We start from the raw sequence: 13557 nt of genomic DNA on the forward strand, positions 1-13557 counted from the left end.
TTAATTGAAAAAAGGAAGAAATTTCCAGAATTTACCCCTCAAACGGGTCCTAAATCGAAATGACAAATTGCAGGGTTTCAAAACCCCGAAACGGACTTAAAATAAGGGCACTTCAAGGAGGCCTTATGCCCACCATCACCGTCTTTAACTCCGTCTCTTTGGATGGCTATTTTGCGGATAAAAACTCAGACATGAGCTGGGCCCATAATCAGGAGCAGGATGACGAATTCACCGCCTTTGTCGCCGCCAATGCCAAAGGTGGAGGCGCTCTGCTGTTTGGAAGAAAGACCTACGACATGATGGCCGGCTTCTGGCCGACACCTTCCGCCAAAGAGGCCATGCCGGAAATTGCCGAGGGCATGAACCGCATGAAAAAATACGTGGTTTCGCACAGTCTGAACGAAGTGACCTGGGAAAACTCAGAACTGATCAAAGGTGATCTGGTCAGTGAAATCAGAAAACTAAAGAAGCAAAACGGCCCGGACATTGCCATCCTGGGAAGTGGTAGCATTGTTGCCCAGCTGGCCGAGGCCAAACTTATTGATGAATATTCCGTTGTGGTGCTGCCTCTTCTTTTGGGTTCTGGACGGTCCCAGTTTGACGGATTGAAGTCCCGCCGTGATCTGCAGCTGATAGAGTGTCGCAGTTTTAAAAACGGAAACGTATTCCTGCGCTATCGTCCAGCGGCCGTTCACGACGACCTTCACTAAACGCAAATATTCTCATGACCGAGAACTTTCAGGACCAGCACTCTTGCTTTTGGGTACGAAACTTCATCAAATAGAGAAATGCAAAATAAAGAAGTGGATATTCTGGTCGTAGGCGCCGGTATTATTGGCGCGTCTGTGGGTGCTGAACTTTCTCGTCGTGGCGCCAAAGTGTGTGTGATTGATAAAGGCACCGTGGGGAAAGGCTGCTCTTACGGCAATGCCGGATGGATGACTCCTTGTTTTGCCATGCCTCTGCCAATGCCGGGAATGCTGATAAAATCAATGAAGTGGCTGCTGAATCCAGAGGGTCCTCTTTACATAAAACCTTCTTTGTCTTTGGATCTGGCGAACTGGATGTACCACTTTATGAAGAACATGAACGCCACCCAGGCCCGCCGCGCGGTCGATGCCCTGGTGGTGCTTTCCCAGAAAAGCCTGACTGAATATGAAAAGCTGGGACAGCTTTATCCAGAAATCCGTTTCCAGCAAAAAGGTCTGATGATGGTCAGCCGCACCCAAGCCGGTGTGGCCGCCGCCGTTGAGGAGCTGGAATACGTCAAAGACATCGGTGTTACGGGCAGGATTTTGAATGGCGACGACATCCAGCAGATGGAACCCGCATTGAAAGGTCCCCTGTTGGGCGGCGTTTACTTTGATAAAGAAGCCATGGCTGAACCCTATCTGGTGGTCCAGGCGCTGGCCAAAGAAATCCGCAAACACGGCGGCGAGATTTTAGAAAACTGCGAACTGCAGGATATGGAAATCTCCGGCAACTGCATTGAGTCCGTAAAAACATCCCAAGGCACCATTCGCGCCAAGCAGATTGTCATGGCCACCGGCAGCTGGTCCAAATCCATGGCCAAGATGATGCGTCTGCGTGTGCCGATTCTGGGTGGCAAAGGTTATGCGATGATCGTTCCGAGCTTGGAAAAGCAACCGCAGTACCCGATCATGCTGGTCGAAAAAAAGATCGCCATCACCCCACGCGAAAACTCTCTGCGCATTGCCGGCACCCTGGAACTGGTCGATCAGGACTTCTCGATCACGCAAAGACGTGTCGAGAGCATTAAAAAAGGTGCGAAAGAATTCTTGCATTTGCCTGAAGAGCTTCAAGTCCAGGAACTGTGGGCGGGACTTCGCCCGTGCACTCCGGATGGTGTGCCTTTGATTGGATATCATAACAATCTGAATAATCTGGTTTTGGCCGTTGGCCACCAGATGCTGGGACTGCAAAGCGGCGCCGGCACAGGACTGCTGGTCGCAGATCTTATCGAAGGCAAGAAACCGTTTATTGATATGTCGGTTGTAAACGCGAATCGTTTCTAAATTCGATTCGCGCCTTAAGGATCCTGGAAAATTATTAGGCTTTAAAGCGATGAGTAATGAGTCCGTGGGTGGGGTCATAAGGTGACAAACCCACGGTGACACGGTCACCGACCACAACTTTGATTCTGAACTTTTTCATTTTTCCGCACAAGCGCGCGCGAATATCAACACCGTTATCAAGAGTGATGAAATAAACACCCCCGCCGGACATGTCAGATACTTTTCCGTCAATACTTACCAAATCGTCCTTTGCCATAGGCCTCCCTGCACTTTAAAAAAAACAAGGCCGGTCTTTTGAGGAACCGGCCTTCCCATGGTTCTTAGTAAGAACGGCGAGAGCCGCCGCCATTGCGACGTGGGCCGCCACCAGAGCGTGGCTCTTGTGGTTTAGCTTCAGAAATGTTCATTGCACGACCCGCCAACTCCATACCGTTCAATTTCTCAATTGCGGCGCGAGCTTCGGTATCAGTGGACATTTCAACAAAAGCGAAGCCTTTGCTGCGACCTGTTTCACGGTCCGTGATCATGTTGACAGAATCAACAGTGCCGAACTCCGCGAAAACATCATTTAGTTGATCTTGATCGACATTGAAAGAAAGATTGCCGACGTAAATTTTTTTTCCCATTTTTTGCCTCCGTTAAAAGCTTGGGGGCCATTCGCAGAAGACAAAAGGACATCTAATGAACTATGTGAACGACAGTGTGATCCTTAGTAGAACACACGCGAGTGGCGATAGATATAGCCAAATCGGCATATGAAGAAAGTATACAAAACACTGCCTCAAGTCGCTCACCGCCGAACTGACACTGAAATCAGTCAAAATACATCAAGCCGTTCATCGGGGTGAGTCACACTCGCTCTGTTTTCAGAGAGCCATTTCTTTATTTTCTCTTCGCAAATCCTGACTTCTTCGGTCCTGATTTTTGGGGCGCTACAGTTTTACCGGCAAAGGGATTGATTTTGCCGCCTTTGCTTTTAGGTTTTCCCACGGGGGTCGCGCTTTTCGCGGCTTGAGGTTTCCCCGGTGCATTCCGGCGAGGAGGTTCATTGCCTTTGGCAGGTTTGTTTTTATCAAACTTTTTCGAGCGATCAATGAACGCAAAAGTCGGATCGACTTTGATTTCCTGAGCGCCCTGCAAGTAGCCTTTGATTTTGGCGTACATGCGTGTGTCTGACGGCGTGACAAAGGTGATGGCCTCACCACCACGGCCCGCGCGAGCGGTCCGTCCGATTCGGTGCAGGAAGTCCTCTGACTGGAATGGCAGATCAAAATTCACCACGTGATCCACATGCGGTACATCCAGGCCCCGCGCCAGCAGATCGGTTGCCACGACGATGCGGATCTCGCCTTCACGGAAGCCACGAACCACACGGTTTCTTTGCCCTTGAGAAAGCCCGCCGTGAATCAGGTCGGTTGAAAAACCGTATTCTTTCAGATAGTTCCCGACTGCCTCGCAGTTTTCCTGATTGCCCGTGAAGACGATCACACCGCCGCGAGTGGCGTTGAGTTCATCCAGCAAACGGTCATTTTTCATCGAACGATCCAGGAACAGAACCTTTTGTTTCAGGCTTTCCACCGGCGCTTCGGCTTTTTCTGAACGCACCATCACCACATCCGGTTTCATGAACAATTGTGCGATGGATTCCACATTGGAACCAAAGCTTGCCGAGAACATCATGGTCTGGCGCGGACCACGCAGAGTGCTTTGAATCGTGCGAAGCTGCGGGGCAAAGCCCATGTCCAGCATGCGGTCGGCTTCATCCAGGACGATCACTTCCACATTCTGCAAAAGCAGCTTGTTGCCGGACAGATGGTCATTCATGCGACCCGGCGTCGCGATGATCAGACGCGGATTTTTCTTCAGTTGGTTGGCTTGCTTTGAACCCGTGGTCCCGCCGATTGCCAGGCACACAGACACCGGCATTTCTGCACAAAGTTCCAGAAAGACTTTGTAGATCTGCTGGGCCATTTCACGGCTGGGAACCAAAATCAGACCCCGGGCCTGAGGTTTTTTCTGCAAAGTGGTCAGCAAAGACAAGGCAAAAGCCAGCGTCTTGCCGCTGCCCGTTTGAGCGATGGCGATGATATCAGAACCATCCAGGCTTGCCGGGATCGCCTGGCTTTGCACCGGCGTCGGTTTGGAGATTTTCATTTTGGTCAAAGCCGGCAGCAGTACAGGTGCCAGGTTCATTTCCTGAAAGGTCTTGGCGCGAACGGGGGAATTATGCAGTTTCATAGGGCGCAGGTGTACCACAACCCGTTGAAAAGAGACAAAAAAAAGCGGCTTTAAGCCTTCGCCCAAAGCCGCTTTGCAATTATAACAGACCTGATTACTTCAAAGACGCCAAAGCCGCTTCGTAGTTCGGCTCATTGACGATCTCGGACACCTGCTCAACATACAAAATCTTGTTGTCAGCAGAAAGGGTCACCACCGCGCGGGAAAGAAGGCCTGCCAGCGGGGAATCCATGATCTGAACACCCCAGTCCTTGCCGAAAGAGCTGCGGAAAGTGGAAACAGTCTCGCAGTTCTTGATGCCTTCAGCACCGCAGAAACGGGCTTGAGCAAACGGAAGGTCCGCAGAAATGTTCAGAACAACCGTGTTGTCCAATTTAGAGGCTTCCTGATTGAAGCGACGAACAGACGCCGCACAAGTGCCAGTGTCCACGCTTGGGAAGATGTTCAAAACTTTCTTTTTGCCTGCATAGGTGCTCAAAGAAACTTCAGAAAGATCGTTGCGCACAAATTTGAAGTCTTTGGCGGCAGTGCCCGCTTCTGGAAGAGTGCCGGAAGTATTAACGGGATTGCCTTTGAGTGTGATCGATGCCATGGATGCTCCTTTTGTTTAAGCGAACCCAGCATAGCACCGATCCGGTGAAGATCAAAATGATCTACTTACAAATGGACAGATTCTGGCTCCAGCTCACAATGGACTTATAGCTGGTCTTGTCACCGGCACGCAGCACCGACCAGTACCGGGCGCCACCTTTCCACGCCCCGCTCACTTTACCGGCAATACGCCCGTCACGGCCCACCCAGCGATCCAGAATTCTGATACCACAGCTCAGGTTTTGCAACGGATCGTGAAGATCTTTGGTGGACTTAAAACCACAACCATAGGCGTTGCCGGACTCGATGGAAATCTGCAGCAAACCACGACTGATCACGCGCTTGCCGTTACTGTCATTGAAGTCCTCGGTATAGGATGTTTCAGTTTTAAAGTTACTCTCAAATCTTACCATGGACGACAGCATGAAGGCCCAGTATTGTTTGCGCTGGGCATAAGACAAACTGGAATATTTCGGACAGAACAAGCTGCGGTCGGCGGGGATCACATCCAGCAGATTTGGACCCAGCTTATCCAATGCACTGTAAACGTGCGTGGACCAGGCCTTGCCGTCAGTCACCTTGTCTTCCCATAAAGGAATGACTTCGCGCAGATTATTATCCACGGAAGGAGGCGTCACCGGCGGAACCACCTCTGGTTCCACAGGGTCCGGCGTCGTGGTGCCGGTATCAGGAGTCGACGACGAGGAGTTTTCCGAAGAACCCACCGTCGTGGAGCTAGAGGATTTACAACCCGCCAGGATCTGAACAACAAGCAACAGGGCGACTACGAAAAATAGTTTGTGTTGAGGGGTGTTTTTCATTCTGAACCCATCGGCAAAAAAATCCCGGTGCTTGACTGTTGGTCAAACTGTCGAAGTTTTTGTAATTTTCTGGGCCTTTTTCCGTAAACCTGAAATCATGGATTTCCTACACACTGAAGGCCGGTTCACGACAAAAAAGTGAGCCGGTCCAGAGTCTGAACTTCCCTTTTGGCGGCGAAGTCTTTACAACTGGGGGATGTCTGAACATTTCGAAAAACGTCGTGCGATTTTTTTACAGCTTGGTTTCAACGAATCCGCCCTGCCTCAGCTAAAGGCTTATTTGGATCTGTTGTGGTCCTCGAATGAAGAGCTGAATCTGATCAGCCGTAAAATGACCTACGAGGAATTGATCGACAATCACGTCATCGACTGCCTGCTGCCGATCAAGGACTTTCCGAAGGATGTAAAGGTGGCGGCGGATTTTGGTTCCGGCGGGGGACTTCCGGGGGTGATCTATGCCATCCAGTTCCCGAATGTTGAGTATCACCTGTTTGAAAAATCCAAACTGAAACAGGATTTCTTAAATCGCTGCGTCAGCATCGCGCCGAACCTGCGCATTCACGGCGAGATCCCGCCAAAGCTTGAAAGAATCGAAGTGGTTTCTTCCCGCGCCTTCAAGCCGGTGGATGTGATTTTGGAATTCAGCCGTGATTACTACAAAAAAGGCGGCAAGTACTTCCTGCTGAAGGGCCGTAAAGAAAAGATCGACGAAGAAGTCGCGTTGGCTCGCAAGAAGTTCAAAGACCTGAAAGTCACCATCCAGCCGCTGAGTTCTCCAGTACTGGAAGTGGAACGCCATCTGGTTCTGATTTAATTATTTCCCAGGCCTTGTCACCACAAGGCCGATGCCTCCGGCCACCAAGCCCCAAAATGGCGAACCGATCCCCCACAAGGTCACACCCGAAGCGGTCACCAGGAATGTCAGCAATGCCGCCTCACGACTCCAGTCTTCACGCATCGCTGAAGCCAAGCCGTTTGCAATCGTCGCAAACAAGGCAATGCCTGCCACTGACAAAACCAGCTCTTTGGGGAAAGCCGCAAACACCGCCATGATCGAGGCGGCAAAAAGTGAAATCAGCAAATAGAAAGCACCGGCAGAAATAGAGCTGATATAGCGCTTGGCTGGATCTTGGTGCGCCTCCGGCCCGGCACAAATCGCCGCGGTGATCGCTGCAAAGTTCACCGAAAATGCACCAAAGGGAGCCAACAACAAAGTCGCAAAACCTGTTCCCGTGATCACCGGTGAAATCGGCGGCTGATAGCCTGACGCTTTCAACACCGCCACCCCTGTCAGATTCTGAGAAGCCATCGTCACCACAAACAAAGGCAGGCCAATACCGATCATTACCGGGAAAGAAAACGCAGGCACCACAAACTCAGGACGGGCAAATTCAAGTCGTACCGAAGAAAAATCCAGCATCCCCTGCGCTTGGGCCACCAGCACCCCGGCCAGCAGCACAAACAGCACTGAAAAGCGCGGACTGAAACGACGGGCGGCAAAATATACCGCCAGCATGACCAACACCATCACGGGCTGGGCTTTTAAGGAATGAAACACGTCCATTCCAAAACGCACCAACACTCCCGCAAGCATCGCGGAGGCCAGTGCCACCGGAATACGGTTGGCCACGCGGGCAAAAATCCCCGTAATCCCTGAAAGCACAATCAGCACTCCACAGAAAACAAAGGCCCCAATCACTTCGGGCATCGGAATGGGAGTCGCAAAACTTGCCACCAACAGGGCGGTGCCCGGCGTGGACCACGCAGCCAGAATCGGCATCTTGTAATGCCACGAGAAAAGAATGGAAACCAACCCCGCTCCAACACAAACCGCAAAGACCCAGGAACTGGCCTGGGACGCGGTCGCCCCCGCCGCCTGCGCTGCCTGAAAAAGAAGAGCCACGGAGCTTGCAAAGCCCACCAGCACCGCCACGATGCCTGTCGCCACACTGGGAAGAACGGAAGTCATTGATTTCATGTCTGAACGCTACCACGCACTTTGCTGTTCAACAAGGAGGGGGAATTTAATTTGTCCCCGTTCCGCCTTGTGAAAGACGATAACAAGCTCATCTGCAAGAAGGAGTTTGCCATGTTGAAAGTGACCGCTGAACACCCCGAATTCAAATACATAGAAATTCTGGTCGACGGGGATATTAGTAAGGATTCCGTTGTACCCCTTCTGAATCTGATACAAAAACGCATTGATGACTGGGGTGAAGTCAGCGTCTTGGAAGAAGTTCGTGACATTGGCAAGATCGAACTTGCGGCCTTCTGGAAAGACCTTCGTTTTGGCATAAAAAATCTCAAGAAAATCCCGAAAGCTGCTATAGTTACAGACATCCACTGGGTGAAAAACGTCAGTAATTTCTTTGATCCGATTGTGGGCACTGACATTGAGGTTTTCACCCGCAAAGAGCTGGATCAGGCCCGTGCCTGGCTGGCGGAAAAGGAACCGGATGAAGCAACGATCAATAAAGCAAGTGGCCTCCGCAATCCGTGAGGATATTGACGACCTGATCACCCGACGCGCACTTCCCACCCATCAAGTGCGCATCGTGGATCCGTTTTTGTTTTTGAATCATCACGGGCCGCAAACTTACCCTTCACCGAATCACGGTCTGCCTTTTGGCCCGCATCCGCACCGCGGCTTTGAAACCGTGACCTTTATTCTGGAAGGCGACATCGCCCATCGTGACAGCGGCGGGCATGAAAGTGTGATCAACGCCGGTGGCGTGCAGTGGATGACCGCCGGGGATGGCCTGATACATGAAGAAGTGTCTTCAGAAGAATTCATGAAGAAAGGCGGGCCGCTGGAAATCCTGCAACTGTGGGTGAATCTTCCGGCAAAACTCAAACGCACCAAGCCCAACTACAGGGGCTTGCAGGCCCCGGACATTCCAAAGATCAAAACCGATGACGGCAAAGTGACTGTGGAAGTCGTCTCTGGATCCTGGCTGGGGGAAAAGGGCGCCTTTGAACCCCTGGTCGACATCCAGTGCCAGTTGCTTCACCTGAAGGCCTCCGCCCAGTTGGATCTGACAGTCTCAGCCCCGCGGAATATTTTCTTTTATGTCGTGCGCGGTTCGGTGACCGTCAACGGTCAGACTGCCGAGCGGTTTCAACTGGTTGAGTTTAACAACGACGGTGATACCCTGCGGGTCAATGCGGAAGAAGATGCTGTGATTCTTTTTGCCCATGCTGATCCTTTCAATGAACCCGTGATTTCCCACGGACCGTTTGTGATGAACACCAAAGCAGAAATCATCGAGGCTATCGAGGACTATCAAGCCGGAAAATTCGGCTAAAGACTGAGGTTCATGCCTCCATCGTCCATTCTTTCAGGACGGCTCCAGTAATGGTACTGGGGCGTCCATTCATCCATGCCGATACCGGCCAGACTGAGCAGACTCCACACCGGACAGAATGTGTCCCCCGGCCCCACCACACTGCTGTTCTTTTTAAAGATGCGCTCCCCGCGCCGCTCATAGTACACCAGGCCCGGCATATTGTTTTTTCCCGGCACTACACTTTGTTCCCGGATGTAAAGTCCCCCACCGTGGGAAACCATATTAAAGCGCCAGCCCCGATCATTGGCAAAACGCCGCTGTATTTCAGGAGGATCTTTTGAAAACATCACCACGGCGAACTGTTCTTCCAGCGCCGGTAAAAAAGCATTGTAACCATCCGCCCACATTGTGCATGAACGACAACCCTGCCCCATATTGTGAATGGCCAGCAACCGATCCTTGCCATCGAAAAGATCACGCAAGGTCACTTCTCCGTGAAGGTTTTTGAAAATGTAGTTTTTGACTTCCAATGGTGGATTTTCTTTTCTTAAGACTTCAAGACGGCGCTGCAAACGATAAATGTCGTTTTCAAGTTTTTGAATTTCGCCCAGAGGATTTTCATTCAACATAAACGCCCCCTGCCTTCATTCTAGTTACAGTGGAAGTTTTTGTCCGCGTGTATTCCGTCAGGTTATGACGTGATCTTACTGCCAAGGATCCGGACAATCTGCAGAAGGTTTTCCGGAACCTCTTGTCGATCCTCAATGCTCCAGGCGGCTGACAGCATCGAATAGCAGAATGTCCATCCCAAAATACGATAAGGATCCATCGCAAGCTCGCGATAAAGAATGTCCAGACGCTGATCAAGAATCTTTTCCAGTGGTTGTCCTGAAGGATAACAATCCAGCGGATTTGAAATCATCGCCCCGACTTCAAAGGCCGGGTCACCCACATATCCATGTGGATCAATGACCTTCCAGCCGTCGGCAGAAGCCAGAATATTGTCATGATGAAGGTCCCCGTGTAAAAGCACATCGCGCGGAGCCGTCATACAAAGTTCGTCATAAAGAACGGCTACCAGTAGCACCAGCTCTGAAGAAAGTCTTCCGTGCAACAGTGACAGTGTCGGCAGGAAGTCGCGCACATGCTTGTAAGGCAGGGTCCCCGCGGGCCGCTCTTTACCCAAAGACCGGATCATTTGCGCAATCACTGACGTGGCTTCGCCATCTTTACCGGCCTTCACCAGTGATTTCAGTGAACTGCCCGGTGACACCATCTGCATCATAAAAGCTCTTTGATCCGACTCCACCGCCAGCACTGCCGGAGTGACTTCGGAATAGTATTTAAGCCATTGCAGCTCTTTATCCAGAATTCCATCAGGACAAAGTACTTTGAGCACCACAGGATTTTTTTGCGCATTGGTGCGCGCATATCCCACGAAGTTATAAGAAAGATCTTCGGCGTGCCCGGTGATCGTCAGATCCCAGCGTTCACAAAGCCCGCGCAACAAAGACGGAAGGCCTTGCAGCCACTCTTCGCCAGCAATACCAAAAGTGTCGCGGATGTTTTTCACAAACGGTGCGGGAAAATTCATACTATTGACTCTGGCACAGCGCTTCGGAAAAAGTAAGCAGGTACCTTTTGGACCTTGATCCAGATTGGGAGAGGGGCTTTTGACTTAAGACAGGAACGCGCCCAGCCTGAATTCATGCTAGAAATGATTCTGTCTTTATTTCTGATGACGAAAGCCGCTCCTGCAAGCAATTACGTGAGTGTGACTGACACTCTTCGCCGCATTGTTCAGGAAAATCCCACCAACGCTCAATGGATCGATATCGGTCAGTCTGATTCCGGTCAGATGATCTCGGGTCTTAAAATCGGAAACGGTGAAATTGCCGATCTGATTGTTGCCACTCACCACGGGAACGAGTACGGCTCCACCGCCGTGGCCCTGGGTGCGGCCGAAGCCTTTGCCAGAAATCCGATTCCGGGTCACACCGTTTACGTCATTCCGGTTCTGAATATTTCCGGCTACAACTCCCGCAACCGTTACGAGCGCACCTCCAGCGGATCTGTGGATCCCAACCGTGATTATCCAGGCCCTTGTGTGAACGGCGCCTCTCACCGCTCCAAGGCCACCAAAGCTTTGGCGGAGTTCCTGGAAAAAGCCAACATCGTCAGCTCCGCCACCTTGCACACCCACTGGCCGGCCGTTCTTTATCCATGGGGCTTCTCAACCCGTGACACGGAAACCGCCTATGACAGCACCTTCATCGGTCTTTCCAAAGATGCCGTCGTGGAAAGCGGTTATCAGGTTGGAAATTCCAAAGAGCTTCTTTACGCCGCCGATGGCGCCTTTGAAGATTACGCTTATTGGAAGCACGGCGTATGGTCATTGCTCTTTGAAATGGGCACGACTCATTCTCCGTCCCAGAATCAGATGAAACAAATGATTGACGTAAACGTTCCGGGCCTTCGCCGCTTCTTTGAAAACGCGCCTAAAGAGCGCGCTCAGAATCATGCCTTTACCGGCAAATGTGACAAGAGCTCCCGTCAAAGAGAGCACTTGGAATAGTCCTGTTTAGCGGGCCGTCAGCACAATTTTTCCAGTGTGCTGACTGGCTTCCATCATCGCATGGGCCTCTGCGGCCTGTTCCAGCTTAAGAACTTTGTAAATCACCGGGCGCATTTGATTTTTATTCAGCAGCGGCCAGATATTTTTCAGCAAAGCATCGGCAATACGGGATTTTTCCGCCACCGGACGCGCACGCAAGGTTGAACCCGTCAAAGTCAGTCGCTTAAACATCACTTTGCGCAAATCCAGTTCCACCTTCGCCCCCTGCAAAGTGGCGATCTGCACCAGCCGTCCCTGCATCGCCAGCGCCTCAATGTTTCGGGCGAAATAATCTCCACCCACCATATCCAGAATGACATCCACACCTTTATCCGCCGTCAGTGTTTTCACCACGCTGACAAAGTCCTCTTCCTTGTAAAGGATCACCCTTTCAGCGCCCAGATCCAGACACGTCTGCACGGATTCTTTTTTTCCCACCGTCGTAAAGACCCGAACCCCCAAAGACGCCGCCATCTGAATCGCCGTGGTGCCGATGCCTCCGGCCCCGCCGTGAATCAAAACGGTCTCGCCTTTTTGCAGACGCCCACTTTCAAACAGATTCGTCCAGACAGTAAAGAAGGTTTCCGGCAATGCCGCAGCCTCTGTCACACTCATGCCTTCAGGAATCGGCAAACACTGCCCTTCCGGCGCCGCCACATATTCGGCATAACCCCCACCGGTGACCAGCGCACAAACCATGTCGCCCACTTTCCAGCGAGTGACCTCCGCGCCAACGGCGATGACTTTGCCCGCCACTTCAAGCCCCGGAATATCCGACGCCCCTGGAGGAGGCGGATAAGATCCCTGTCTTTGCGCGCAGTCGGGACGATTCACGCCGCTGGCATGAATCTCAATCAACACCTCGGTGGCAGCCGGTTCAGGCTTTGGACGCTCACGCACTTTCAAAACTTCAGGTCCGCCGGGCTGGGTGATTTCAATAACACGCATGATTGACTCCTTCTGGGATTCATTCAAAATGCGCCCGGCTTTTTCCGTCGTCAAGACTTTGAAACTGGGCCATAGACCAGTTGCCGGGCGTTAAGCCCGAAGGCCTGAAACACGATAAGATTTATATGAGAATCTTGCTGCTGGGATTAATCATCACAAGTGCTGTCACGGCTGGAGCTGAAGAAAGTTCCGTCTACACCTGCCGCTTTGACGGCGAGTACGGAAACTTTTCATCCATTCGCATGAAGAAATATTTCGATCCTGCGGAAAACATGCAGATGGGCAAAATCGATCTGCTGCAAAATCTGGTGGTGGTGGAAAGCACGCCGGCCCGGGTTTATCAGATTCCTCTTCTGGACAATCAAACCTACGTTCAACTGTGGAACTCCAAAGACATCCGCGTCGATGCGCAGCTTTCCTACTCACAAGGTGGCCGTGAATTCAAAGCCACCTACACCAAGAATGAGGAAAAGAAAGCTCTCGTCTGCCGAGAGCTTCGCGATTAAAGATCGAAGTTGCCTGAGGCTTCCGGCTGGAAGGTCACGGCCTGCACTTTCAGCTTCTTGCTTTGACCGTTAGGAAGCTTCCAGTTGATCTCCTGACCAACACTCAAGCCCAAAAGCGCAATCCCCACCGGCGCCAGAATCGACAAGCGTCCTTCTTCCAGTTTTGCATCCTGCGGATACACCAAAGTCATTTCACTTTCCTGACCGGAAGCTTCATCCAGGAATTGCACGCGGGAATTCATGGTCACGACATTTTTAGGGATTTCTTTTTGCGCGATCACATTGGCGCGGCTGAGCTCTTCTTCCAAAGCTTCAGCAAAAGGACCTTCCACCTGAGAAACCAAAGCGGACAGACGATGGAAATCCTGATCAGTAATAAGAATGCGAGGTTCTGTGTTGTTGTTCATAACTCCTCCTAAAGGAATAAGAGCTGTTGTTAAGTTGATTTGATTTTTAAAAATGCGGGGAACGAAAAGGTAAAACTAGGCCTTCAGCAGAATTTCTCTGCTGCAACAG

17 protein-coding genes are annotated in these 13557 nt (G+C 51.4%); 7 read left to right on the forward strand and 10 right to left on the reverse strand.

Annotated elements, in window-relative coordinates; genetic code table 11:
- Positions 1-125 precede the first annotated feature (125 nt).
- Positions 126-710 carry a dihydrofolate reductase family protein gene (locus B9G79_RS16725; RefSeq protein ID WP_232468835.1) on the forward strand — a complete coding sequence of 195 codons (585 nt, stop codon included), beginning with the start codon at positions 126-128 and terminating at the stop codon, positions 708-710.
- 78 nt (positions 711-788) lie between these two features.
- Complete coding sequence (locus B9G79_RS16730) at positions 789-2036, forward strand: NAD(P)/FAD-dependent oxidoreductase (RefSeq protein ID WP_088566504.1); 1248 nt, start codon at positions 789-791, stop codon at positions 2034-2036.
- A 34-nt stretch (positions 2037-2070) separates the two neighbouring features.
- Here B9G79_RS16730 and infA read toward each other — a convergent pair whose 3' ends face one another.
- The 5 genes from infA to B9G79_RS16755 all read right to left on the reverse strand — a co-directional run bounded on the left by infA (position 2071) and on the right by B9G79_RS16755 (position 5686).
- A complete protein-coding gene (infA, locus tag B9G79_RS16735) occupies positions 2071-2292 on the reverse strand; it encodes a translation initiation factor IF-1 (RefSeq protein ID WP_011162918.1) in 222 nt (73 codons plus the stop codon).
- A gap of 64 nt (positions 2293-2356) precedes the next feature.
- The gene (locus B9G79_RS16740) at positions 2357-2662 is read right to left on the reverse strand and encodes an RNA recognition motif domain-containing protein (protein ID WP_088566505.1); all 306 of its coding nucleotides are present in this window, start codon (positions 2660-2662) and stop codon (positions 2357-2359) included.
- A 256-nt stretch (positions 2663-2918) separates the two neighbouring features.
- Positions 2919-4274: a DEAD/DEAH box helicase gene (locus B9G79_RS16745; protein WP_232468836.1), complete on the reverse strand. Its 1356-nt coding sequence runs from the start codon at positions 4272-4274 to the stop codon at positions 2919-2921.
- A 94-nt stretch (positions 4275-4368) separates the two neighbouring features.
- Complete coding sequence (tpx, locus tag B9G79_RS16750) at positions 4369-4866, reverse strand: thiol peroxidase (protein WP_088566507.1); 498 nt, start codon at positions 4864-4866, stop codon at positions 4369-4371.
- Positions 4867-4927: 61 nt separating this feature from the next.
- The gene (locus tag B9G79_RS16755; protein WP_232468837.1) at positions 4928-5686 is read right to left on the reverse strand and encodes a transglycosylase SLT domain-containing protein; all 759 of its coding nucleotides are present in this window, start codon (positions 5684-5686) and stop codon (positions 4928-4930) included.
- A 196-nt stretch (positions 5687-5882) separates the two neighbouring features.
- On the opposite strand from B9G79_RS16755, the gene B9G79_RS16760 reads away from it, so the two are divergent.
- The gene (locus B9G79_RS16760) at positions 5883-6500 is read left to right on the forward strand and encodes a 16S rRNA (guanine(527)-N(7))-methyltransferase RsmG (protein WP_088566508.1); all 618 of its coding nucleotides are present in this window, start codon (positions 5883-5885) and stop codon (positions 6498-6500) included.
- Here the strand turns inward: B9G79_RS16760 and B9G79_RS16765 are convergent, their stop codons facing one another.
- Positions 6501-7664, reverse strand: coding sequence for a benzoate/H(+) symporter BenE family transporter (locus tag B9G79_RS16765; RefSeq protein WP_088566509.1), 1164 nt, complete (start codon positions 7662-7664; stop codon positions 6501-6503).
- Between the two features lie 111 nt (positions 7665-7775).
- Between B9G79_RS16765 and B9G79_RS16770 the strand changes: the two genes are divergently transcribed.
- Both B9G79_RS16770 and B9G79_RS16775 read left to right on the forward strand, forming a co-directional pair.
- Complete coding sequence (locus B9G79_RS16770) at positions 7776-8186, forward strand: STAS/SEC14 domain-containing protein (protein WP_232468838.1); 411 nt, start codon at positions 7776-7778, stop codon at positions 8184-8186.
- On the forward strand, positions 8143-8991 hold the full coding sequence (locus tag B9G79_RS16775; protein WP_232468839.1) for a pirin family protein: 849 nt from the start codon (positions 8143-8145) through the stop codon (positions 8989-8991). Before B9G79_RS16770 ends, B9G79_RS16775 begins: the two co-directional genes overlap by 44 nt.
- Here B9G79_RS16775 and B9G79_RS16780 read toward each other — a convergent pair.
- Both B9G79_RS16780 and B9G79_RS16785 read right to left on the reverse strand, forming a co-directional pair.
- Positions 8988-9602 carry a DUF899 family protein gene (locus B9G79_RS16780; RefSeq protein WP_088566511.1) on the reverse strand — a complete coding sequence of 205 codons (615 nt, stop codon included), beginning with the start codon at positions 9600-9602 and terminating at the stop codon, positions 8988-8990. The genes B9G79_RS16775 and B9G79_RS16780 overlap by 4 nt on opposite strands.
- 62 nt (positions 9603-9664) lie before the next feature.
- Positions 9665-10567, reverse strand: a complete 903-nt coding sequence (locus tag B9G79_RS16785) for an aminoglycoside phosphotransferase family protein (protein WP_088566512.1) — start codon at positions 10565-10567, stop codon at positions 9665-9667.
- A gap of 114 nt (positions 10568-10681) precedes the next feature.
- On the opposite strand from B9G79_RS16785, the gene B9G79_RS16790 reads away from it, so the two are divergent.
- Positions 10682-11548 carry a M14 family metallopeptidase gene (locus tag B9G79_RS16790; RefSeq protein ID WP_232468840.1) on the forward strand — a complete coding sequence of 289 codons (867 nt, stop codon included), beginning with the start codon at positions 10682-10684 and terminating at the stop codon, positions 11546-11548.
- Between the two features lie 6 nt (positions 11549-11554).
- Here B9G79_RS16790 and B9G79_RS16795 read toward each other — a convergent pair whose 3' ends face one another.
- The gene (locus B9G79_RS16795; protein ID WP_088566514.1) at positions 11555-12535 is read right to left on the reverse strand and encodes an NAD(P)H-quinone oxidoreductase; all 981 of its coding nucleotides are present in this window, start codon (positions 12533-12535) and stop codon (positions 11555-11557) included.
- 125 nt (positions 12536-12660) lie between these two features.
- Here B9G79_RS16795 and B9G79_RS16800 point away from each other — a divergent pair, with 125 nt between their 5' ends.
- Positions 12661-13041, forward strand: coding sequence for a cell wall hydrolase (locus B9G79_RS16800; RefSeq protein WP_088566943.1), 381 nt, complete (start codon positions 12661-12663; stop codon positions 13039-13041).
- Here B9G79_RS16800 and rnk read toward each other — a convergent pair.
- Complete coding sequence (rnk, locus tag B9G79_RS16805) at positions 13038-13448, reverse strand: nucleoside diphosphate kinase regulator (protein ID WP_088566515.1); 411 nt, start codon at positions 13446-13448, stop codon at positions 13038-13040. The genes B9G79_RS16800 and rnk overlap by 4 nt on opposite strands.
- Positions 13449-13557 lie beyond the last annotated feature (109 nt).

It is taken from the genome of Bdellovibrio bacteriovorus, assembly GCF_002208115.1.
GTDB classification, from domain to species: Bacteria; Bdellovibrionota; Bdellovibrionia; order Bdellovibrionales; family Bdellovibrionaceae; genus Bdellovibrio; species Bdellovibrio bacteriovorus_C.